The organism is Aldersonia sp. NBC_00410, from assembly GCF_026342035.1.
GTDB lineage: Bacteria > Actinomycetota > Actinomycetes > Mycobacteriales > Mycobacteriaceae > Aldersonia.
Map to the genome: position 1 here is coordinate 223,043 of NZ_JAPENM010000003.1, position 22,694 is coordinate 245,736.

The window sequence follows — 22,694 nt, forward strand, 5'->3', positions numbered from 1 at the left end:
CCCCACCATGAGCTGGACACGGAACGAGATGGCCGCGCGGGCGGCGCTGGAACTGCGAGCCGGGGATTATGTGAACCTGGGCATCGGATTGCCCACCCTGATCCCGGATTACCTGACGGCCGACTCCGGCATCACGCTGCACGCCGAGAACGGCATCCTCGGCGTGGGACCCTACCCCTACGACGACGAGGTCGATCCCGACCTGATCAACGCGGGCAAGCAGACCGTCTCGGTACTGCCGGGGGCGTCGTTCTTCGATTCGGCAACAAGTTTCGCGATGATCCGCGGCGGCCACGTCGATGTCGCGGTCCTCGGCGGTATGCAGGTCGCGGGCAACGGCGACCTGGCGAACTGGATGGTGCCCGGTGCCATGGTCAAAGGCATCGGCGGCGCAATGGATCTGGTGAACGGTGCGGCCAGCGTGATTGTGCTGATGGAGCACGCCAACAAGCGCGGCGAGCCGAAGCTCGTCGCCGAGTGCACGCTGCCGCTCACCGGCAAGTCGGTGGTGCAGCGGGTGATCACCGATCTGGGTGTCTTCGATGTCAACGGCACCGGCTTCGATGTGCTCGAGCTCGCGCCCGAGGTTGATTTCGCCGATGTCGAAGCGAAAACCGGTGCACCCCTGATCGATCGGCGCCGCGAGGCTCAGCGGCGCGCCGCGGCGAGTTCCGACCGCGATCGCAACCCGAGCTTGGCATAGATCCGGGTCAGGTGGTACTGCACGGTCTTCGGTGAGATGAAGAGCTCAGCGGCTACCTCGCGGTTGGACATGCCGTTGGCCACCAACACGGCGACAGCCTCCTCCTGGGGTGTCAGTTCCACGTCGTCACTGCTGCCGCGCGGGGTGTGCATGCCGCCTGCCTTGAGTTCGCGTTCGCAGCGCTGCACGTAGGTGGTTGCCCCGAGCGAGAGATACAGCTCGCGGGCGGTGCCGATGACCTCGTCCGCCGCGCGGCGCTTACCGGCACGCCGCAACGTCTGCCCATAGGCAAAGTTGATCCGGGCCAGGTCGTAGCGCAATGGCAGCCCTTCCAGTAGCTCGATGGCGGCATCGAAACTCTCGCGGGCACCGGGAATGTCGCCTGCCGCACCGAGCAACCGGCCCCTGGCGTAGCCAAGGCGAGCTTGTGCCGACCGGTGCTCGCGCTCGGCGGCCCGCTGCTCGTGTGGCCGCAGCAATTCGTCGGCGTCGTCGAGTCGCCCCTCGATCACCAGCGCATTGGCGAGCACATCCACCCACGGCCAGAATCCCGGTTCGACCAATCCCGGTGTGCGCTCGGCCATCCGGGTCAGCGGGGTGAGCGTCCTGGCCACCTTCGCGTAATCGGCGGAGGCTTCGGCGAGTTGCGCCTTGGCCAGCATCGCCGGGATCGCCATGATCGCGTAGTCGGCACCCGCGGCGTCCGCGCTGCGCACCGCGCGCTCGGCCGCGGTCCAATCGCCGCGCAGCGTATGCACCTGTGCAACCGTCCATTCCAATAGCGGTGTGCCGATCGTGATGCCGCGTCTGCCGGCCAAAGCGAGCGCCTGGCCCGCCGTTTGCAGCGCCCGATCCCATTCCCCGGTCACGAACTGCACCCGCGCCAACCATGCCAACGCCCAGAGCGTGATCCGGTCCGATCCGCCCAGCTGCGCCATCGACATCGCGGCTTCCAAATTGGCTCGTGCGGCATCGATCTCGTCGAGTCCGAGTTCGAGCCAGCCGCGGCCCATGGTGAACCGCTGCGCCTGGGCGCCGTGCCCGACCCGCTCGGATAGCGTCTCGTACGTCCGCGACGCCTCCCGCGGATGTCCCGACCAGGCCACGCCCAGGCCACGGATCGCGGCGGCCTCGACCCCGGCGGGTGAACTGGAACCGGCCAACTCCACGGCGCGGTCGGCCCAGTGCACCAACACATCACCGTCGCAGCGGACCAGGGAGTGCAGCACCAGGCGCTGCGCGATCAGCGCGGCGGTCTCCGGATCCCGCTCCACGTTGACGATGCCCCACGCGCGGTCGAGCCGGAGCCCGGCCTCGGCGGCGCGGCCACGCAGAATCGCGAGATAGGCAAGAGTGGCGTTGCGCAAAGGTGTTTCGCGCAGGCTCTCGATGGCGGGAACGAGCGCGCCCGCGCCGACACAGTCCCCGGCGGCGAGCAAGGCGTCCACCGACCGGGTCAGCCGCTCGTCGCGCAGCAACACTTCAGGCGTGAGCCGGCTCGCCTGCCGGAACAGCCGGGCGGCCTCGCTCCACTCGCCGTCGGCGCCGCGGGCGCGGGCCAGCCGGTCGAGTTCGTCGGCGAGGGCTGGATCGTCCGCCGAGGTCGCGGCGACGAGGTGATGCAGCCGATGTGCCGGGTCGACAACGATATCGGCCGCGCGCCGGTGCGCCGCGCCGGCCGCGGCCACGCCCATCAGACCGATCACCGCCGCCCGCGCCACTGGATTGCGCAGCCGGGGTCGCACCTCGGCGGGCGACACCGCCTCCGGCCGCACCACGATTCCCGTGTCGACGGCCTGATCGATGGCGGCGAAAAGATCGTCGACACCGGACAGTTCGATGAGTGCGGCGGGCGCATCCTGGTCGAGGATGGCGAGCGCCTCGATGAGCGCGCGGGCGTCCGGCGTGGCACCGTCGAGGCGATCCCGGACGTCGGCAACGACGTACGCCGGCGCGGTCAGTTCGGCCGCCGGGTTCGACCACACCGATGCGGGCAGTTCGTCGAGCAGGGCAACGACGGCGGCCGGGTTTCCGTCGGTGTGCGCGGCGAGCCGTTCGGCCATGGCCGGGTGCAGCGCCCGGCCATGGTGGTGCGCGAGTTGCGCCACCGCGGTCGTGTCGAGGCCGCGTAGGCGCAGCTCGGCTACGGCGGGGACATCCGTGCGAGCGCGTCCGGTCCGCGTGGCGAGCACCACCAGCACCGGCAGCGCCCGCCGGCGCGCGACGAGTCCGATCAGCACGCGGAGGGTGGCGTCGTCGGCAAACTCGGCATCGTCCACGACGAGCAGCAGCGGATCGGTGGCCGGCACCCGAGCAGCGATCGTCTCCTCGGCGTCGGAGATCCCAACCTCGCCCTGCAGCAGCTGCGTCAGCACCGCCCCGGCGTGGTCGGACTCCCACTCGAAAGCCCGCGCCCACATCGCGTTCGGCTTCCCGTATCGGCTGCGGTGCGATTCGAGCAGCGCGTGCACCACCGCGCTCTTGCCGATCCCCGCGTCGCCGCTGACGATGACGAACGCAGCGCCCGTGTCGGTGACTGCCGCACAGTGCTGCGCGAGCGCGGCCAGTTCGGCGTCGCGTCCCACACACTCTGCCGCGCGGATCACCCGTCTCATGGTAGGGCGGGAGATCGACCCGTCAGCCCGGATCGCCGCCGGCCACCGGCAAGACGCTCCCGGTGATGTAGGATGCCTCGTCGGAGGCGAGGAAGCAGATCGCGGCGGCCTGTTCGTCCAGGGTGCCGTAGCGCTTCAGCAGTGACGAGTCGATGGTTTGGTCGATATGCGCCTGGAACCACGCTTGTTCGGTCTCGTTCGCCGGCGCCGGGGTGCCACGGGATATCCGGCGTGGGGGCGCCTCGGTGCCGCCGGGTGCGGTCGCGACCACCCGGATACCGGCGTCGGCGTACTCGACGGCGAGCGACGCGGTGATCGCGTTGATGCCGCCCTTCGCCGCCGAATACGGAATCCGGTGGATGCCGCGGGTGGCGGCGGACGAGACGTTGACGATGACGCCCGCGCCGCGTTCCACCATCGACGGCAACGCCGCCCGGCAGGCGTAGAGCGTGGTCATCAGCGAACGGTCGATCTCCGCACGGATCTGGTCGTCGGTGAACTCGGTGAACGGTTTGAAGTTGATCGCGCCACCGACGTTGTTGATCAGCACGTCGATCCGGCCGAACTTCGACAACGCTTCGCGCACCACATCCGTGGCGCCGTTGTAGGTTTCGAGATCAGCCGTCACGGCGATCGCGTCCGGGCCGCCGACACCCAGCTCGGAAGACAAGTCGCGCACCAGATCCGACCGGTCGACCAGCACCAGCCGGCCACCTTCGGCGCTGATCCGTCGAGCCGCCCGCTCGCCGATACCCTGGGCGGCGCCGGTGACGACGACGACCTTGCCGGCGAACCGGCCCGGCGTCACGAACATCGGTCGCCGCGCTTGCGCCGCATCGGCCATCGCCCGGCGCATGGTTTGCTTCGAGCGGTCGGCGTGCGCGGCGATCAGTGCGCGGGCGGCGGTGCGGTCACCGGCCTCGAACGCCGTGACGATGTCCACGTGGTCCTGGGCGCACAGCGGATGGCACCACGTCGCGTTGCGCAGCACATCGGTCATGCGACCCTTCACCCCGAGCGCCTTGTACGCCTCGAGCAGATGGTCGTTGCCGGTCAGGGTGAACAGATAGTCGTGGAAAGCGGCGTTGGTCTCGGTGTATTCGACCGCGTCGACGAAGCGGTCGCCGTCGACATAGGGGACCGTCGCGTCCGCGAGCAGTCGGTAGCCGGCCAGCTGCCTGGTGCTGAGCCGACCGAGCGTCAACTCCAGCGCGCCGAGTTCGAGCGCGGCGCGTGCCTCGAAGAGGGCGTCGGACTCGTGGATCGCCGGATGCTCCTCGCCGATCTGATAGCCCTGCGAGCCGATCGTGGAGGTCGTTTCCGGCTCGCGGGGTTCCGGCGCGGCTGGTTCTGCGACCGCCGCGAACAGCTCCTGCCCGGCGATGGACCGGGCGGGGGAGAACACCAATTCGAGGTCGTCGTCGAGCACGGCGCGGGCAGGCAGGTCGGCCGTCGCCGGGTCCACCGGCCAGAGGTGCTGCCCGGCGATGAGCCGCGCGGTGTCGTCGGCGACGGCCACGGCAGGTGGAGCCTCGGCGGGCGGGGCTTGTGCTGCCGGGACCCGAGTGGCGTCCGCGGCGGGCGGGACCTCGGTCGGCTCCGGCTTGCCGGGAGCGGCGGCGAGCGCGAATTTCTCGTAGTAGAACCCGACCGGTTCGATCCCGGCATCACCGACGTGCTTGCGGACGGCCTCCACCATCGGCGGTGGGCCGCACAGGTAGATCGCGACATCGCCGTCGTAGAGCTGCCCGGGTTCGAGCAGGCTCATCACGTAGCCCTTGTTGGCCGCGGTGCTCGCCGGGTCGGAAACGCAGTGGTTCCAGGTGAATCCGGGCAGGTCGGCGCCGATCTCTTCGATCCGGTCGATGCCGACCAGGTCTTCGTCGGTGCTGACGCCGTAGATGAGATGGACCTTGCGGCGGATCCCGTCGGCGCGCAGCTTGCCCAGAATCGACAGGATCGGTGCGAGCCCCGTTCCGCCGGCCAGCAACAGGATCGGCCGGACCGCCTCGCGCAGGAAGAACGAGCCGTGCGGACCGGTGAACTCGAGCGTGTCGCCGACCGCCGCGCGCTCGGTCAGATACGTCGACATCGCGCCGCCCTCGGTCAGCTTGACGAGGAAGGACAGCTGCGGCTCGTCGGGTGCGTTGCTGAACGAGTACGAACGGGTGACGTCCGTGCCGGGCACCGCGATGTTCACGTACTGGCCGGGCAGGAAAGCCAATTCGGACCGGTTCGGAATCTCCACCGTGAGCGAGACAGTGGTCGAGGACAAGCGCTGCAATTCGACGATGGTGGCGGTGCAGGTGGCAGCCTGCGTCTTGGCGATATCGGATGTGCTCGCGATCTGCAGGACGAGGTCCGAACGCGGCTTCATCGAACACGGCAGCACGTATCCGGACGCGGCCTCGTCGTCGGACAGCGCGTCCTCGATGTAGGTGCCGCCGTCGAAGCTGCCCGATTCGCACAACGCCTTGCAGGTGCCGCAGGCACCGTCGCGGCAGTCCAGCGGAATGTTGATGCGCTGCCGATAGGACGCGTCGGCGACGGTCTGATCCTCACGACAGGTGATGAAGCGGGTGACGCCGTCCTCGAAGCCGAGCGCGATCTGGTGCGTCGGCGCAGCACCACTCGATTCATCGGAAGATGTTTTAACAGAGTCGCTTTCACGGATATCGAAATCGTGTGTGATGGTCATGTGGCACCCGCTCAGATGTGGTAGATATCCACCACGTGGTGGATGTAGTCGTTCTTCAGGACCACCGTCTTGCGCCGGATCAGCGGCTGGTCACCGGCGAAGTCGATGGTGTAGAACGAGGTCCCGTAATACGGGTCGATGGTCTTGTAGCGGAAATACATGGTGTGCCAGTTGAACCGGATATCCACGATGTCGCCGCGGCGCTCGATCACTTCGACGTTGGCGATGTTGTGGCTGGTCCGGGGCTCGGGTAGCGATGTCGCCGAAGAGCGTTCGGTACGGATACGGAACACCCGGTCCTCGAGTCCACCCTTGTTGGCGTAGTAGATCAGCGAGATGTCGCGCTGCGGATCCTCGACGAGGCGGTCGTTGTCGTCCCAGGACGGCATCCAGTAGACGACGTCGTCGGCGTAACACTCGAGCCATTTCTCGAATTCACGATCGTCGAGATAGCGGGCCTCGCGGTAGAGAAACTGCTCGATCACGTTCTGGGTGATGAGCTTGCCGCCGACGGTATCGGCCGAGCCGGGCGTGGTGGGCTGTGCGGTGGTCATCGGTTCAGCTCCTTGCCTCTGCGCCGGCGGCGCTTTCTTCGCTGGCCAGTGCGTGTTGCATGGTCTCGAGCCAGTACCCGTGCTGGACCGGGTACAGCCCCTCGTCCTCGTTCTTGACACCGGCCGAGATCACGCCGTGCATATCGAGGGACTCGGCGACCTCGTCCGGCCCGGACAGCCAGTGCTGCGCGCCGCGGCTCATGTCGTTCCAGGGCGCGGCCTCGGCCCGGAAGGTCAACTGGCAGGACCGGAATTCCTCCAGGTCGTCGGGTGTGGCCATGCCGGAGGCGTTGAAGAAGTCCTCGTACTGCCGGATCCGGTGTGCGCGTGCCGTATCGCTTTCGCCTTTGGGTGCGATGCAGTAGATGGTGACTTCGGTCTTGTCCGGTGCGATCGGGCGAAAGTGCCGGATCTGCGTCGAAAACTGGTCCATCAGATAGACATTCGGGTAGAGGCACAGGTTGCGCGAGCCGCGCACCATGAAGTCGCCCTTGGCGTCGCCAAACTTTTCCTTGAGCAGGTCGAGTTTGTCGAAGAGTGGACGGTCCTGTGGGTTGGCCGCCCAGGTCCACAGGCAGAGGTGGCCGTTCGGGTAGGACCAGTAGCCCCCGCCCGACTTGCCCCAGCCGCCCGCGTCGAGCGCCTTGGTTTCGTTCTTCGACTCACCGGTGCCGCGCCGGGACGTGGTTGCCGCGTAGTTCCAGTGCGTCGCGGTGACGTGGTAGCCGTCGGCGCCGTTCTCGGCCTGCACTTTCCAGTTGCCGTCGTAGGTGTAGCTCGATGATCCGCGCAATACCTCCAGGCCCTCGGGCGACTGGTCGACGAGCATGTCGATGATCTTGGTGGTGTCGCCGAGGTGCTCGGCGAGGGTGGTGACGTCGGGGTTGAGGCTGCCGAACAGGAAGCCGCGGTAGTTTTCGAAACGGGCGACCTTGGTCAGGTTGTGTGACCCGTTGACGTCGAAGGTGTCCGGGTAGCCGGCGCCGTCGGGGTCTTTCACCTTGAGCAGCGTGCCGTCGTTGCGGAACGTCCAGCCGTGGAACGGGCAGGTCAGCGTCATCCGGTTGTCGGTTTTGCGGCGGCAGATCATGGCGCCGCGGTGCGCGCAGGCGTTGATCAGCAGGTGCACCTCGCCCTGCTTGTCCCGGGTGATCACCACGGGCTGGCGGCCCATATAAGTGGTGAAGTAGTCGCCCGGGTTCGGCAGCTGGCTCTCGTGCGCCAGGTAGAGCCAGTTGCCCTCGAAGATGTGTTTCATCTCGAGTTCGAAGATCTCCTGGTCGGTGAAGATTCGACGGTTGGCGCGGTAGATGCCGGCCTGCCGGTCGTCGATCACCGCGTCGGAGAGCACCGACGAGACGTGGCCCAGGTGGGTGGGGAGCGGTGTCGGATGGGCGGGTGCGGTGGTCATGGGATCTCCTCCGGTTTATGCGTTCATTGCACCGTCGCACGCAGTGTCGGCCGTCACACTAGGGGAATTGCCAGTCCTGACCTGGGCACTTATTGATAAAGAGCATCGATCAATAGAGCGAAACTATGTCCTTGTCATGTATGTATCTCGGTCGTAGCGTGATTGTCACGTGGCGCCGATCACAGTACGGCGGACACCCACTAGTGCAGAGAGTGCAGACACCTCATGGAGCTTCGTCACCTTCGCTACTTCGCAGCGGTGGCCGAGACCTGCCATTTCGGGCGGGCGGCCGCACAGTTGCACGTGGCCCAGCCGGCGCTCTCGTATGCGATTCGCCAGCTCGAAACCGAACTCGACGTTGCGCTGTTCACCCGGACCACGCGGCAGGTGACCCCGACGGTCGCAGGCGAGTACCTGTACGGCGAGGTGCGGCGCATCCTCACCGAGGTCGACGAGGCAGTGCGCGGGGTGCGGCGCATCGCAGCCGGACGCAGCGGTCTCGTGCGCGTCGGCCTCACCGGCACCGCGGCCTTCTCCCATCTGCCGCGCATCGCGCGCGTCGTCAAGCGTGAGCTGCCGGACGTTGCGCTGCATATTCGCGCCGACATGCTGACCCCCGAGCAGTCCGAGTGCCTGCGCACCGGATCCCTCGACATCGGGTTGCTGCGCCCACCGGCCATCGGCGACGACATCGAAATCCGCACCATCGACGTCGAGCCGCTCGTGCTCGCCGTGCCGGTCGATCACCGGTTGGCGGTCGAACCCGTCGTGTCGATGACCGACCTGCGCAACGAACCGTTCGTGATGTACGGCAATCGCGACTCAGCGGTGAACGAAGCGGTCATCCGCAGTTGCCGGGAGGCGGGTTTCGCCCCGCAGCGCGAACATGACGCCGCGGGCACCGCCGTGCTGCTCGCGCTGGTGACCGCCGGCCTCGGCATCGCGGTCGTGCCCGGTTCGGTGCGCGCACTCCCGCTCGACGGCCTGGTCGTCCGCGAACTCGTCGACGCGGGCACCGTCGACCTTGCGCTGGCCTGGCGCCGCGACACCGACAACCCGGTCGTCGATGCCGTGGTCGCCGTCGTGGCCGCCGCATTCGAAACCGGAGCGATCTCGGCGAACCTGCCGGACGCGCCGCTGCATTCTGGAGGTTTGCTGTGAAGATCACCCGGGTCGAGGCGATCCCGTTCGCCATTCCCTACTCGAAACCGCTGAAGTTCGCCTCCGGCGAGGTGGCCGTCGCCGAACACGTACTGGTGCGGGTGCATACCGACGACGGCATCGTGGGCATCGCCGAGGCGCCTGCCCGTCCGTTCACCTACGGCGAGACTCAGCGCGGCATCGTCGCGGTGATCGAAGACGTGTTCACCGCGCAGGTGGTCGGCCTGCCGCTGCTCGAACGCGAAGTGGTGCGCGGCCGGCTCGCCCGGACCATCGGCAATCCGACCGCCAAAGCGGCCATCGACATGGCGATCTGGGACGCGCTCGGGCAGACGCTCGAATTGCCGGTCGCCGATCTGCTCGGTGGATTCACCGACCGGTTGCGGGTCAGCCACATGCTCGGCTTCGACACCCCGGACAAGATGGTCGCCGACGCCGAGCGGATGCGAGACACCTTCGGCATCAGCACCTTCAAGGTGAAGGTCGGTCGCAGGCCGGTCACCCTGGACACCGCGGTGGTGCGGGCGCTGCGCGAACGCTTCGGCAGCGAGGTCGAGCTCTACGTCGATGGCAACCGCGGCTGGACGGCGTCGGAGTCGCAGCGCGCGATGGCCGAGATGGCCGATCTCGACCTGCTTTTCGCCGAGGAGTTGTGTCCCGCCGATGATGTGCTCGGCCGCCGCTGGCTCGTGCAGAAGCTCGACATTCCGTTCATCGCCGACGAGTCGGTGCCGACCGCCGCGGACGTGACCCGTGAGGTGCTCGCCGGCGCGGCAACCGCGATCAGCATCAAAACCGCGCGGACCGGGTTCACCGATTCGCAGCGCATCCACCACCTGGCCGAGGGGATGGGGCTCGAAGTGGTGATGGGCAACCAGATCGACGGGCAGATCGGCACGGCGTGCACCCTCGCGTTCGGCTCGGCCTACGCGCTCACCTCACGCCGGGCGGGCGAACTGTCCAACTTCCTCGACATGAGCGACGACCTGCTCACCGAACCGCTGCAGATCCGCAACGGATATCTGCACCGTCCACCCGGCGCCGGAATCGGTATCCGGGTGGATCCCGACAAGCTCACCCGCTACCGAAGCGACCGCTGAGCGATCCCCGTACAGCTCCCTCCCTCGTCAACAGCCTTGCGAGGAAAGAACAATCAAGGAGAACGCAATGACCACGATGGAACATCCCACCGAAGCCACCGCCGCAGCGTCCGGCGCGTCCGCGACCGAGCGCTTCCACGCCGACAAGTCGCCGTTCGAGGCCGTCAAGGACACCCCGCCGGAGCGCGTGAACACTCTCGCTCGCGAGGTGCTCGCGGCGGTGCACTCGACCATTCGCAAGCACAACGTCAGCTACGACGAGTACAACGCGCTCAAGGCGTGGCTGATCCAGGTCGGCGAAGACGGCGAGTGGCCGCTGTTCCTCGACGTGTGGGTCGAGCACGTGGTCGAGGAGGTCAACACCTCGCACCGCACGGGCAACAAGGGCACCATCGAGGGTCCGTACTACGCGCCCGACGCACCGGAGCAGGGCGCGACTGGCACGATCCCGATGCGCGACAACGAGGACGGCGACCCGCTGGTGTGGACCGGCCGGATCACCTCCACCGACGGAAAGCCGTTGGCGGGCAAGGTCGAACTGTGGCACGCCGACAACGACGGCTTCTACTCGCAGTTCGCCCCCGACATCCCCGAGTGGAATCTGCGCGGCACCTTCTCCACCGATGCGGACGGCAAGTTCGAGATCACCACGATCCGCCCGGCGCCCTACATGATCCCGACCGACGGGTCCTGCGGCAAGCTGATCTCGGCGGCCGGCTGGCATCCGTGGCGTCCGGCGCACCTGCACGTGAAGGTGTCCGCCCCCGGCCACGAATTGCTCACTGCCCAGCTGTATTTCCCGGGCGACGCGCACAATGACGACGATGTCGCCGATGCGGTCAAGCCGGAGCTGATCCTCGATCCGAAGCCCGCCGAGAAGGGCGGCTACACGATCGACTACGGCTTCGTGCTCGATCCGGAGAGCTGATGCTCTACCACGTACGGATGGACGTCCGTATCCCGCACGATCTCGACCCGGAGACCCGGGCCGAGACCGTCGCGCGGGAGAAGGCGTACTCGCAGCAGCTGCAACGGGCCGGGAAGTGGCCGCATATCTGGCGAATCGTCGGGGAGTACTCGAACTATTCGATTTTCGATGTCGAGTCGCACGACGAACTGCACACCATCCTCTCCGGGCTGCCGCTGTTTCCGTATATGGACATCGCGGTGACGCCGCTGGCAACGCACCCCTCGGACATCGCCGCGGAGTGACGCCGAGGGGTCTTCGCAGTTCAGTTGTCGTGCAGAATCACCCCGCGAATGTTCTTGCCGTCCCGTAGATCCTGGTAACCCTCGTTGACCTGCTCGAGCGTGTAGGTGGTGGTGACCAGCTCGTCGAGCTTGAGCTGACCGGCGTCGTAGAGGCGCAGCAACCGGACGATGTCGTACTGCGGGTTCGCGGAGCCGAACAGGCTGCCCTTGATGGTCTTCTCGTTGAGCGTCAGATCGATACCCGGCCAGTGCACGGTGAACTTCTCCGGGCTGGCGAGGCCGGTCAGCACCACCGTGCCGCCTTTGCCGATCGCCGCGATCGACGCCGAGACGACCTCCTCTTCGACGGTTCCGACGGTCACGATGGCCACGTCGGCGCCCTGGCCCCAGGTGAGTTCGGTGATCTTCTCCTGGGCCGCCGCGGCATCCGCGAAAGCATGGCTGGCGCCGAAGGACAGTGCGGTATCCCGTTTGAAGGCAACCGGATCCACCACGACGACGTACTTCGCCCCGGCATGGATAGCACCCTGCACGGAGTTGATACCGATACCGCCGATGCCGTAGATGACGACGGTGTCCCCGGGGTGCACGCCACCGGTGTAGACCGCCGATCCCCAGCCCGTCGGCACGCCGCAGCCGACCAGCACCGCCTTGTCCAATGGGAGCCAGTCGTCCACCTTCACCACCGAGTGCTGCGAAATGGTCGAGCGTTCGGAGAAGGTGCCGAGCATGCACATTCCACCGAAATCCTCTCCACCACTGTGGAATCGGAAGGTGCCGTCCGGCAGCATGCCTTCCAGAATCGTCGCGCCCATATCGCAGAGCGACTGCCTCCCGGTGGAGCAGTAACGGCAGGTGCCGCAGTTCGGGATGAAGCTGCAGACCACATGATCGCCCGGCTTCACCTTCGTGACGCCCGGACCGACATCTTCGATGACACCCGAGCCCTCGTGCCCGCCGACCATCGGGTAGCGGGGCGGTAGATCACCGTCGGTCAGGTGCAGGTCGGAGTGGCAGAGCCCGGCGGCGGCGTATTTGATCAGTACCTCGCCTTCCTTGGGGCCGTCGAGATCGAGCTCGGTGATTTCGAACGGCTTTCCCGCACCGATCAGTACGGCGGCTTTGGTCTTCATCGCGGGGGTTTCCTCTCTCGGCGAATCGAGCTCCGGATCGGAACTGCCGACGATGGGACCGAGGACGAAGGGTCCGGGGAAGCGGCCGCCGCAGTCGGCCGGATTGGTTCGATATTCAACATGCCACACCGGACGGGTCTCCCGCCAGGGTTCGGGCAGTTCAGCCGTGCGGTGCCGGCTCGGCGTAGACGCAGTGTGTCCGGGTGTAGATCGTCGGCATGCATTTGTTGCAGTGGATGCAGGTGGACAGCGTCGTCGGGTCGGCGGCGATCCGGTTGATCAGGTCCGGCTCCTTGAGCAGCGCGCGGCCCATCGCAACGAAATCGAAGCCCTCCGCCATAGCGGTGTCCATCGACTCGCGGTCGGTGATTCCGCCGAGCAGGATCAGCGGCATGTCGAGCGCCGTGCGAAACGCGCGTGCATGATCGAGCAAATAGCCAGGGTGGTAAGGGTATTCGCGCAGGAACTTATTTGCGATCAGCCGCATCCCCCAGCGCTGCGGGATCGGCAGCGCAGCGGCGAACTCGCGCCGCGGGGCGTCGCCGTGGAACAGGTACATCGGGTTCATCAGTGAACTGCCTGCAGTGAGCTCGAGCGCGTCGAGCGTGCCGTCGGCCTCGAGCAGACGCGCGACCTCGACGCTGTCGGCAACGGTAAGGCCGCCGCGGTAGCCGTCGGTCATGTTCAGTTTCGCGGTGATCGCCAATCGTCCGCCCACCGCGTCGCGGACTGCCCGCGCCACCTGGCGGGCGACCCGGGCACGGTTTTCCAGGCTGCCGCCATAGCCGTCCCTGCGGTGGTTGAGCGCGGGGCTGAGGAACGCGCTGATCAGGTAGTTGTGCCCGAAATGCAGTTCCACGCAATCGAATCCGGCCGCCTCGGCGTGCCGCGCGGCATCCGCGTGTGCGGCGACGATGCGGGCGATATCGGACTCCTTCGCCTTGCGCGTGAGCCGCATGCCGAGCGGGTTGAACATGTAGCCCGCCGAATATGCCTTCGCTCGATTCGACGCCGCGTTCGCCACCGGGCCCGCGTGCCCGAGCTGTGCGCTCATCGCGGCACCCTCGGCGTGTACCGCGTCGGCGAGTCGGCGCAGGCCGGGGACAGCCTCGGGACGCATCCATACCGCGTGTCGGTCGGTCCGTCCCTCGGGCGAGACCGCGCAATAGGCCATGGTCGTCATGCCGACCCCGCCGGCGGCCATTTCGCGGTGGAACTCGATGAGATCGTCGGTCACCAGCGCGTCTGGCGTGCGGCCTTCGAAGGTGGCGGCCTTGATCACCCGGTTGCGCAACCGCAGCGGGCCGAGCGTGGTCGGGGCGAGTACATCGGTCATCGCTTTCCCGCCGATCCGGCGAGCAGACCCGCGGTGACGAATGCGCACAGTGTGTCGACCGCGTCCGCCGACGGCACCCGGTCACCGGCGAGGGGATCGCCGAACTGCTGCAGGATCAGTTCGAAGGCGAGCATCCACCGGCGGTCGGCCTCGCGTCCATCGAGATCGGGACGTTCGGCGCGCAGCACGTCCTCCCAGGGTTGCAGGCCGAACCAGCGCTCGCTCCATGCCACCGACCGGCGGCCGAGCACGATCCGGGCGAGTAGATGCAGGTAGAGCCGCCCGGCCGGATCGGTGGCGAGATCGGCGAGTGGTGCCACGATGATGCGCACGCACTGGGCCACCGTGGTGACACCCGGCGCGACCGCGGTCAGCGGTTCGGCCCACACCGGACCGAGCCGAGCCTGCAGCAACTCGGCCACGAGATTGTCCTTGGAGCCGAAGTGATAGTGCACCGCGGCCGAGTTCGCGCCCGCGGCGGTGCAGATCGCGCGCACCGAGACCTGCTCATAGCCATGTTCGAGCAGGAGTCGTTCGGTCGCGGTCAGCAGTCGCGCACGCGTGGCGGCGGAGCCGCCGATCGGCACAGCCGCGTTGTCCATTGTCTGCACACGTTGAGTAGAACACGTTTCAATCCGTGTTTCAATCACTGATTGAAACCAATCCGCTCGCCCAAGGCGCGTCAGGGTGGATCGCCGTCGCGGGTGAGTACCTCGGCTGGGTGGTGGAAGTGGTTGCGACGTGGGCGTTGTCGTGGGTCGACATGCTCGGGTGGGTGCCAGAGTGTGCGTGAGCGCGGGCCGGGTTCGGTGTGCCACTGGTCCTCGCCCGGGCCGGCAAGTTTGTGATGTGACGGGCAGACGAAGGTCAGGTTCTCGATGTCGGTCGCACCGCAGTCGGACCACTCGCGGACGTGGTGGACCTGGGCGCGGTAGCCGGGCAGGTTGCAGGCCCGGGAAGCTGCAACCGATGTCTCGGGCATGCAGCACGATCCGCTGGTCCGGTGAGGCGATCCGCTTGCTCCGCCCCAGGTTCCAGACCCGACCCTCGACATCGTCGAAAATGAACAGGTAATGGTGGGCGTGGGCGGCCATGCGGACCAGATCGCGCATCGGCAAGAGCGACCCACCCGCGGTCGCGGCGTGTCCGGCCAGATCCTGCAGATCCCGCAGCGTGGTGGACACGATCGCGGTCACCGGCAGGCCGCGATGCTGCCCCAGCTCGCCGGCGGCCAGCAGGGAACGGGCACATCGCCTTGAACGCATCGTGCTGTCGCTGGCCTTGTGACCGGTGATCGCCCCGCACGTCTTCCTCGGTCGGGTCCCCGTCCACGACCGGCGCGTCGTCGTCGGGGTTGCATTTTCCGGGTGCGGCGAGCTTGTCGAAGATCGGCTCGAGATATGCCCGTGCTTCGGGGTCGAGGCGCCCGGTCAGGTTGCTCATTCCGTCCACGCCTTGCTTGCCGAGCCAGATCCCGCGTTTTGCGGGCGCGGTCGATCTCGTCGAACTCGCCATCCGGGTTGAGGTAGGCCGCGAGCCGGTCGGCGATCTTGCGCAGTTCGTCGGGGCGCATCGTGGCGGCGAACCCGGCGAGTTGGGCTTCGGCCTGCTCGCGGGTGCCGGTGTCGATGGCGTGCGGCAGGTGTTTGATGAACGAGCGGATCACCTGCACGTGCGGATCGCCGAGCACGCCGGCGCGGACTCCGGCCGCGGTCGCGGGCAACTCGGGCGCGAGCGGTTCCCCGGTGAACGAGGAGCGCGAGGCCAGTTGTTCGGCGGTGTCGAAGCGTTTCTTCGCCTCGGCGCGAGTAATCCGCAGCGCGTCGGCCACGACCTGGTGAGTGTTCTCGCCGCCGAACTCGTCGAGCGTGCGATGCTCGCGGAACGATTGCAGCACTTCGTATTCCATGCCCGAGGGCACCCGGGTCACGGACTCGAGTCGGCGCAGGCCGACCAGGCGGCCCGCGCTGCTTATCGCGTCGAAATCGATACTTCCGACCACCGATAGCGCAGCGTCGAGCGCGTCCAACGCCTCCGCAGTATCGATGCCCCCAGCATGTCTCGAAGTCTATCGGCGAGCACCGACAAGTTCGCCGCGCCCGGGTCAGTGCTGGTGATGCCGCCCGGCCGCGGGTGCGAAATCGTCGGCGACCATCGCGGCCAGTTCGAGCAGCGCTCGGCTGGTCGGCTTGCCGACCAGTTCCAGGTCGATTTCGGCGCCCTCGGCGAGGTGCTCGTCGAACGGCACGATCTGCACCGCGCGGGTCCGTTCCAGGAAGAGTTTGCGCAACTGGTTGACATCGACCGAGTTCGCCCCGCCTCGCGAGGAGTTCACCACGACGACGGTGCGCTCGACGAGGTGGCCGTGCCCGTGGTGCTCGAGCCAGTCCAGTGTCGCGGACGCGCTGCGGGCGCCGTCGATCGCCGGCGAGGTCACCAGCACGAGCGAACTCGCCATGTCCAGCACACCCGACATCGCCGAGTGCATCAGGCCGGTGCCGCAGTCGGTCAGGATGATGTTGTAGTACTGCTGCAGGACGGCGATCGCGGCCCGGTAGTCGGCTTCGCTGAACGCCTCCGAGACCGCGGGGTCCTGTTCGCTGGCCAGCACCTCGAGTCGGCTCGGCGCCTGCGAGGTGTGCGCGCGGACATCCGAGTAGCGGGCGATGTTGGGCTGGTCGAGCAATGTGCGCACCGTCGAGCGGGTTTGTCGGGGCACCCGGTGCGCCAGCGTGCCGAGGTCGGGGTTCGCGTCGATCGCGATGACCCGGTCGCCGCGCACAGATGCGAAGGTGGAGCCGAGTCCGACCGTGGTCGTGGTCTTGCCGACGCCGCCCTTGAGCGAAAGCACGGCGATGCGGTAGTCGCCGTACACCGGCTGGTTGACCCGGGCCACGAGATCGCGATGGTCCAGGTCGGCCGGGGACTCCCCGGGATTGATGGCTCCGCCGGAGGCCTTGTGCACGGCGCGACGCCAACCGCTGCTCGGTGCGCGCCGCGCGCGCTTGAGCAGCTGCAGGTCGTCGACCGACTGCGGCATCTCCTCGGGCCGCCCGCCCGGGTGCCGATTCGGGTCCGCGGGCGCCCAGTCGTAGCCGGCGTCGTCGTGCTCGGGCTGCGCCGGCGCCTGGTACTTGGCCGCGACGGGGTCCTCTTGGAAGGGCACCCGCACGACCTTGCCGTCCGAGGTGATTTCGGCGCGGGTCTGCGGTTCGGGGCGCGGCGGCGAGTCCGGCTGCGCCGGCGCCGACTGGCCATACGGCGGTGCCGGCTGGCCATACGGCGGTGTCGACTGGCCATACGGCGGTGCGGCAGCGGGCCGGTACGGCTCGGCGGGTCCGCTCGGGTAGCGCTGCGGCGGTTCCGCGAACGGCGGCGGGCCTACGCGATCGCGCTCGGGTTCGGGGTTGGCGGGCGCGCTACTGCCGCCGTCGTCGTCGCGGTTCTGCAACCACGGTGGCACGGACGGGTCGTAGTTATCGCTGGTCACGGATATCCCCCAACAGGCTCGGGTTGGCGAGCCGGTTACGCGTCGCGCCCGACGCGCGGGTTCGCGGCGTCGGGCGTCGGATTACTCAACCAGCCATGGTTGCAGCAAACCAACCGTTCGCGCAAAAGCGCCGCAAACGCCAACGGACCACGGCCGAGGTTCGACCGTGGCCCATTGGGCAAAACCTGCGCGACTCAGCTGAGTGCTTTTGCCTTCAACTGCTCGTATTCGGCGTCGTTGATCGTGCCTGCATCGAGGAGTGCTTTCGCGTCCGAGATCTGCTCGGCCGCGGACTTGCCGCCTCCCCCGCTAGCGACGGACTTGATGTATTCGTCGGCCTGCGCTTTCGCCACTTGCTGGGCTTCGAGATTGCGCTGTGTCATGCCATTACCACGTGCGATGAGGTAAACCAGCGCGGTCAACCAGGGCACGAGAATCAAGAAGACGATCCACACCGCCTTCAGCCATCCCGACAACTTATGGTCGCGGAACAGGTCGGTAAGGATCCAGAACAAGATCATCAGATACGCCACGAAGGCGAAGATCACCAACGTGTACCAGATGAAATCCCAGAACGAGTCCCACATGCGCGTTTGCTCCGTTCAAGCCAAGGCTGATTGTCGGGACAAACTATTCCACCAAACTCGTCGTAGCGGGGGATGAACCGCCCACCAAAAGATGTGCGCCAGATCACGGCTGACACACATCTTCAGGGGTGTAGTGTTCAGCGGTTTGCGCGATTGACTGCGGAGACCACGGCGCGCAGCGATGCAGTGGTGATCGAGGGCGCGATGCCGACGCCCCACACCAGGGTGTTCCCGATGGCGCACTCCACATAGGCGGCGGCCTGCGCATCGGCGCCTGCGGTCATCGCGTGCTCGCTGTAGTCCAGCACGCGCACGTCGTAGTCGACGGTGGCCAACGCGTCCACGAACGCGGAGAGCGGGCCGTCGCCGGAACCGGAGATCTCGCGCTCCACGCCGTCGACCTTCACCACGGCGGTGATCGAGTCCACGCCGCAGTCGGTCTCCGACGCGGTCACCTGTTGCCGCATCCGCTCCAGCGGCGTGATCGGGTTCAGGTACTCCTGCGCGAAGACATCCCACATCGCCTTCGCGCTGACCTCGCCGCCCTCGCCGTCGGTCAGCTTCTGGACGGCCTGGGAAAACTCGATCTGCAGCCGGCGCGGCAAGACCAAACCGTGATCGGTCTTCATGATGTACGCAACGCCGCCCTTGCCGGACTGCGAGTTCACCCGGATCACGGCCTCGTAGGTGCGGCCCACGTCCTTGGGGTCGATCGGCAGGTATGGGACCTGCCAGCGCATGTTGTCGATGCTGGTGTTCGCGTCATCGGCGTCGACCTTCATCACGTCGAAGCCCTTGTTGATGGCGTCCTGGTGGCTGCCCGAGAAGGCGGTGTAGACCAGGTCGCCGCCGTAGGGGTGGCGCTCGTGTACCGGCAGCTGATTGCAGTACTCGACGGTGCGGCGGATTTCGTCGATGTCGGAGAAGTCGATCTGCGGGTCGACGCCGCGGGAGAACAGATTCATGCCGAGCGTGACCAGGCAGACGTTGCCGGTGCGCTCACCGTTGCCGAACAGGCAGCCTTCGATGCGGTCGGCGCCGGCCTGGTAGCCCAGCTCGGCGGCGGCGACGGCGGTGCCACGATCGTTGTGCGGATGCAGCGACAGCACGATGGAGTCGCGCCGGTTCAGGTTCCGGCTCATCCACTCGATCGAGTCGGCATACACGTTCGGCGTCGCCATCTCGACGGTCGCGGGCAGGTTGATGATGATCGGACGCTCGGGCGTCGGGTCGATGATCTCGACCACCGCGTCGCAGACGTCCTTGGCAAACGACAACTCGGTGCCGGTGTAGGACTCCGGGGAGTACTCGTAGCGCCAGTTGGTGTCCGGGTACTTCCGCTGCTCGTGCAGGCACATGTGCGCGGCCTCGGTCGCGATCTTCTTGATCACGTCCTTGTCCGCCCGGAACACGACTCGCCGCTGCAGGATCGAGGTCGAGTTATAGAAGTGCACGATGACGTTCGGCGCACCGTCGCACGCGAGGAAGGTGCGCTCGATCAGCTCCGGACGGCACTGCGTCAGTACCTGGATGGTCACGTCGTCGGGGATCGCGTTCTCTTCGATGATCTCGCGGACGAAGTCGAAGTCGGTCTGGCTCGCGGACGGGAAGCCGACCTCGATCTCCTTGTAGCCCATCCGGACGAGCAGGTCGAACATGCGGCGCTTGCGGGCCGGGCTCATCGGATCGATCAGGGCCTGGTTGCCGTCACGAAGGTCGACGGCACACCACCCGGGGGCGCGGTCGATGATCTTGTCCGGCCAGGTGCGGTCGGGCACGGAGATCTGCTCGACCTCTTCGGCGAACGGCAGGTACCGGTAGGTCGGCATCGAGGAGTTCTTCTGGGGGTTCCAGATGGGCTGGTCCTCGGGAGCGGATCGGCTCGGCGGGGTGATCGTGCGCGAACCGGAGGTGAAGGCGTCGGCGGGAGACATGGCTGGTAACTCCGAACGTGTTCTTAGGGCTGTTGGCCCTGGTCGACTTCGACCGGCGCGACGCTGGAGACAGCGTTAAGGGCCCGCGGCGGGAAGCCGGTCTGATCAGACCCCGCCGCGGCCGCAAAGAAGGAGCGCCCGCTGCATGCCAGGCACTTTACACGGGCGGTCAATAGCAGGCGAACTGCGCAGTCCGCAGAGTAGACAATTGCTTATGACCGAGCCTGGTGCCCGCCCGAGCAGGCACTACCCGAGCAGACCACCGGTGACGGTGCTGGATTGGGTGATGCTGGCGCTCGCGTTGGTGTCGACGGGCTATCTGGTGTGGATCACGTTCTGGACCGTGCCGGAACGGACCGAGCAGCTGATCTTCCGGATCGATTACGTCGTGTGCGCGATCTTCGCAGCCGAGTTCCTTTGGCGCTGGCGGCATGTGGGCTGGAACTGGAAGTTTCCGATCGTCTACTGGTACGAGGTCATCGGCATGATCCCGGTCGCAGTGCCGTGGGTGCGGTCGCTGCGGCTGCTGCGGGTGGTGGTGATCGCGTCCAGGCTCGCTCGGAGCGCGGACCGCGCGATCGGCGATCAGGTCACCAACGCCGTGATCTCGCGGGTGACGACGTCGGTCGTCGAGGTTGTCAAGCGCCCGATCACGATCGCCGTGCTCGATGAGGTCGCGGCCGTGCTCCAGACCGGCCACTACACGCGCAACATCGCGGCTGCGCTGCGCGAGAACCAGAGCGAACTCGACGCCATGATCCTCGAACGCATCCGGGAGGACCCGACGACCGGCAAGCTGCGGTACCTGCCGTTCCACGACGACATCGTTCGGCTCGTGGCCGACACCGTGTTCCGGATCGTCTTCGAGGTGCTCGACGACGCGCGCACCGACGAGCTCGTCTCGGACCTGCTGCGCGAGAACATCGACCAGATCCGGGCGACGGTGCAGGGCAAATACGACAAGGAAGGCCCAATGGCGCCGCTGCACGTGGTCGGGATCCTGACCCCGGACGAGGCCGAGCGGTTCCGCTGAGCGGGCATTCCCTATCGTCGTGTGATGAATGAGACGCAGCGATGACCGACCGGATCGCGGTGGCCCGCGCCTATATCGACGCACTGGTATCGCACGACGGTGCATCGGTGTCGTTTGCGCCGAATGCCGTGCGCTACGAACTGGGCGTCAAGACGGGTCGCTCGGGAGACCATCTGCGCCGCAGCCTGTCCCGTGGCCCGCAGTACCGGGTGATCCTCGGCGTGCGCGAGGTCGAGGCGCGGCTGGACGGCGAGTCCGTGCACACCGAGTACCTGCTCGATGCGGGCGTATTCGGCCGACGGCTGATGACGGTGCGGGTGATCGAGGACTTTCACATCCCGGCAGACGATCCGCGGATCCACCGGGTCGAGGCGAAGTTCCGCCCGGTCTAGTCGTGCGCGGGATCGTGTTCGCCGTGCCGGATCTCGTCGCGCGACTCGTAGTACCGCCACGTTTCATATCCGATCAGCGTGACGAGCACTGCGACCAGTAAGGCCAGGGACGCGATTGCGGGCAGCGCCGCGGCGAGCGGGATCAACGCGATGATGAGCGCCGCGAGCACGAGTCGGACGATGCCGAGTTCGTGCGTCGCGAACCACTTCGAGTAGACCAACGCGAGCACGAAAACCGCCGCGCCGCCGTAGAGGCAGAAAAGCGGGACGCCGTACAGGGCGTCGCTCAACGTGTGGTGGGTCTCGTCGCCGGCGTAGTTGAGCACCTTCTTCAAACCCAGAGACACCATGACAATGCCGATCACCATCGGCAGGTGCGCGAAGGTGTAGCAGCGCTGCGCGATCTGGATCTGCCGCCGCTCGTCCGCATCGGATAGCGCATGCTCGACGGCAAGCGCGGCCGTGTCGAAATACGACCACCAGAGCAACGCGGAAACGGTCAGGCCCAGCAGTGAGGCGGTGATGATCGGCCAGGAGATCGGTAGGTGCGTGACGCCGATGCCGATCGAGACGATCGATTCGCCGATCGCGACGATGATGATCAGGCCGTGCCGTTCGGCGAAATGGCTCGGCGAGCGCAGCCGCCAGTCCAGCCCGGCGAGCAGCGTGCCGACGTAGTCGCCGACCAGCGCAGCGATCCAGAAGGCTATCTGGGTCCAGCCCTCCGTCTGCGAGGCGATCAGCAGGAACACCGTGCCAAGCAGCACCGATGGCACCCAGCGCACCAGCTGTCGGCGCAGCTGCGGGTCACCCCTGCTGATCACAACGAACGTGCCGAGGTGGATCGATCTGCCCACGAAGTACCCGACCGCGAACACGACCGGTCCGGACAGCTCGCCGGGTAGATCTTCGAATGCCTCCGGGATGGTGAGGGCGAGGATGAACGTCACCGCCGTCGCGGTGAACATCACCACCCGCATCACGCCCTCGTCGGCGCGCACCACATTGCCCAGCCACGAGTAGCCGACCCATGCCCACCACATCACGCCGAGAACGAGCACCGCGCGCAGCACGTTCAGTGCGGTGGTCTGCACAAGTAGATCGGTGACCTGGGTGAGCGCGAAGACGAAAACCAGGTCGAAGTAGAGCTCGAGCTGGGAGACCGAAGCGCGTTCCGGCAGCGCCTGCAAACGCGCCCGACGTGTGGTGCTCATGGAAGGAATCGTGCCAAACCGCACCCGCCGGCACGACTGCTGCGCGAAAGTACCGGTTGCGGGACGCCGGCTCGGATAGCAGGATTCACGCAATTGGGCAATTGTCCAAGAAGGGTGGGGA

Annotated in this window: 19 protein-coding genes and 1 pseudogene; 7 read left to right on the forward strand and 13 right to left on the reverse strand. The window is 66.9% G+C overall.

Going from position 1 to position 22,694, the window contains the following annotated elements:
- Window positions 1–7: 7 nt before the first annotated feature.
- Complete coding sequence (locus tag OG921_RS07970; RefSeq protein WP_266111841.1) at window positions 8–703, forward strand: 3-oxoacid CoA-transferase subunit B; 696 nt, start codon at window positions 8–10, stop codon at window positions 701–703.
- Here OG921_RS07970 and OG921_RS07975 read toward each other — a convergent pair.
- From OG921_RS07975 to benA, 4 genes are read right to left on the reverse strand one after another with little or no spacing between them, the layout of a single operon-like run.
- Window positions 649–3,318, reverse strand: coding sequence for a LuxR family transcriptional regulator (locus OG921_RS07975; RefSeq protein ID WP_266111842.1), 2,670 nt, complete (start codon window positions 3,316–3,318; stop codon window positions 649–651). The two genes, OG921_RS07970 and OG921_RS07975, sit on opposite strands and share 55 nt — an antisense overlap.
- Window positions 3,319–3,340: 22 nt before the next feature.
- On the reverse strand, window positions 3,341–6,016 hold the full coding sequence (benC, locus tag OG921_RS07980; RefSeq protein WP_266111843.1) for a benzoate 1,2-dioxygenase electron transfer component BenC: 2,676 nt from the start codon (window positions 6,014–6,016) through the stop codon (window positions 3,341–3,343).
- 11 nt (window positions 6,017–6,027) lie between these two features.
- On the reverse strand, window positions 6,028–6,570 hold the full coding sequence (gene benB / locus OG921_RS07985; protein WP_266111844.1) for a benzoate 1,2-dioxygenase small subunit: 543 nt from the start codon (window positions 6,568–6,570) through the stop codon (window positions 6,028–6,030).
- A gap of 4 nt (window positions 6,571–6,574) precedes the next feature.
- Window positions 6,575–7,981, reverse strand: coding sequence for a benzoate 1,2-dioxygenase large subunit (benA, locus tag OG921_RS07990; protein ID WP_266111845.1), 1,407 nt, complete (start codon window positions 7,979–7,981; stop codon window positions 6,575–6,577).
- 225 nt (window positions 7,982–8,206) lie between these two features.
- Here benA and OG921_RS07995 point away from each other — a divergent pair, with 225 nt between their 5' ends.
- The 4 genes from OG921_RS07995 to catC all read left to right on the forward strand — a co-directional run bounded on the left by OG921_RS07995 (window position 8,207) and on the right by catC (window position 11,454).
- On the forward strand, window positions 8,207–9,142 hold the full coding sequence (locus OG921_RS07995) for a LysR family transcriptional regulator (protein WP_266111846.1): 936 nt from the start codon (window positions 8,207–8,209) through the stop codon (window positions 9,140–9,142).
- Window positions 9,139–10,242 carry a mandelate racemase/muconate lactonizing enzyme family protein gene (locus OG921_RS08000; protein WP_266111847.1) on the forward strand — a complete coding sequence of 368 codons (1,104 nt, stop codon included), beginning with the start codon at window positions 9,139–9,141 and terminating at the stop codon, window positions 10,240–10,242. The genes OG921_RS07995 and OG921_RS08000 overlap by 4 nt, the downstream gene beginning before the upstream one ends.
- Before the next feature lie 67 nt (window positions 10,243–10,309).
- The gene (gene catA / locus OG921_RS08005; RefSeq protein WP_266111848.1) at window positions 10,310–11,170 is read left to right on the forward strand and encodes a catechol 1,2-dioxygenase; all 861 of its coding nucleotides are present in this window, start codon (window positions 10,310–10,312) and stop codon (window positions 11,168–11,170) included.
- Entirely contained in the window at window positions 11,170–11,454 is a 285-nt protein-coding gene (gene catC / locus OG921_RS08010; RefSeq protein WP_266111849.1) for a muconolactone Delta-isomerase, read from the forward strand. Before catA ends, catC begins: the two co-directional genes overlap by 1 nt.
- 20 nt (window positions 11,455–11,474) lie before the next feature.
- Here catC and OG921_RS08015 read toward each other — a convergent pair whose 3' ends face one another.
- The 8 genes and pseudogenes from OG921_RS08015 to leuA form a co-directional block, all read right to left on the reverse strand.
- Entirely contained in the window at window positions 11,475–12,587 is a 1,113-nt protein-coding gene (locus OG921_RS08015; RefSeq protein WP_266111850.1) for an NDMA-dependent alcohol dehydrogenase, read from the reverse strand.
- Window positions 12,588–12,747: 160 nt separating this feature from the next.
- The gene (locus OG921_RS08020; protein WP_266111851.1) at window positions 12,748–13,923 is read right to left on the reverse strand and encodes an NADH:flavin oxidoreductase; all 1,176 of its coding nucleotides are present in this window, start codon (window positions 13,921–13,923) and stop codon (window positions 12,748–12,750) included.
- Window positions 13,920–14,525: a TetR/AcrR family transcriptional regulator gene (locus OG921_RS08025; protein ID WP_266111852.1), complete on the reverse strand. Its 606-nt coding sequence runs from the start codon at window positions 14,523–14,525 to the stop codon at window positions 13,920–13,922. The genes OG921_RS08020 and OG921_RS08025 overlap by 4 nt, the downstream gene beginning before the upstream one ends.
- 80 nt (window positions 14,526–14,605) lie before the next feature.
- The gene (locus tag OG921_RS26680) at window positions 14,606–14,905 is read right to left on the reverse strand and encodes an HNH endonuclease signature motif containing protein (RefSeq protein WP_353962094.1); all 300 of its coding nucleotides are present in this window, start codon (window positions 14,903–14,905) and stop codon (window positions 14,606–14,608) included.
- Window positions 14,906–14,954: 49 nt separating this feature from the next.
- Window positions 14,955–15,832 (reverse strand): annotated as a pseudogene (locus tag OG921_RS08030) (DUF222 domain-containing protein); the annotation flags it as partial.
- A gap of 195 nt (window positions 15,833–16,027) precedes the next feature.
- Complete coding sequence (locus OG921_RS08035; RefSeq protein ID WP_266111853.1) at window positions 16,028–17,413, reverse strand: AAA family ATPase; 1,386 nt, start codon at window positions 17,411–17,413, stop codon at window positions 16,028–16,030.
- A 194-nt stretch (window positions 17,414–17,607) separates the two neighbouring features.
- Window positions 17,608–18,000 carry an SHOCT domain-containing protein gene (locus tag OG921_RS08040; RefSeq protein ID WP_266111854.1) on the reverse strand — a complete coding sequence of 131 codons (393 nt, stop codon included), beginning with the start codon at window positions 17,998–18,000 and terminating at the stop codon, window positions 17,608–17,610.
- 137 nt (window positions 18,001–18,137) lie between these two features.
- A complete protein-coding gene (gene leuA, locus OG921_RS08045; RefSeq protein WP_266111855.1) occupies window positions 18,138–19,934 on the reverse strand; it encodes a 2-isopropylmalate synthase in 1,797 nt (598 codons plus the stop codon).
- A 214-nt stretch (window positions 19,935–20,148) separates the two neighbouring features.
- On the opposite strand from leuA, the gene OG921_RS08050 reads away from it, so the two are divergent.
- Window positions 20,149–20,967, forward strand: a complete 819-nt coding sequence (locus OG921_RS08050) for an ion transporter (RefSeq protein WP_266111856.1) — start codon at window positions 20,149–20,151, stop codon at window positions 20,965–20,967.
- Window positions 20,968–21,008: 41 nt separating this feature from the next.
- Window positions 21,009–21,359, forward strand: coding sequence for a hypothetical protein (locus OG921_RS08055; protein ID WP_266111857.1), 351 nt, complete (start codon window positions 21,009–21,011; stop codon window positions 21,357–21,359).
- Here the strand turns inward: OG921_RS08055 and OG921_RS08060 are convergent.
- The gene (locus OG921_RS08060; RefSeq protein WP_266111858.1) at window positions 21,356–22,573 is read right to left on the reverse strand and encodes a low temperature requirement protein A; all 1,218 of its coding nucleotides are present in this window, start codon (window positions 22,571–22,573) and stop codon (window positions 21,356–21,358) included. The two genes, OG921_RS08055 and OG921_RS08060, sit on opposite strands and share 4 nt — an antisense overlap.
- Window positions 22,574–22,694: the final 121 nt, after the last annotated feature.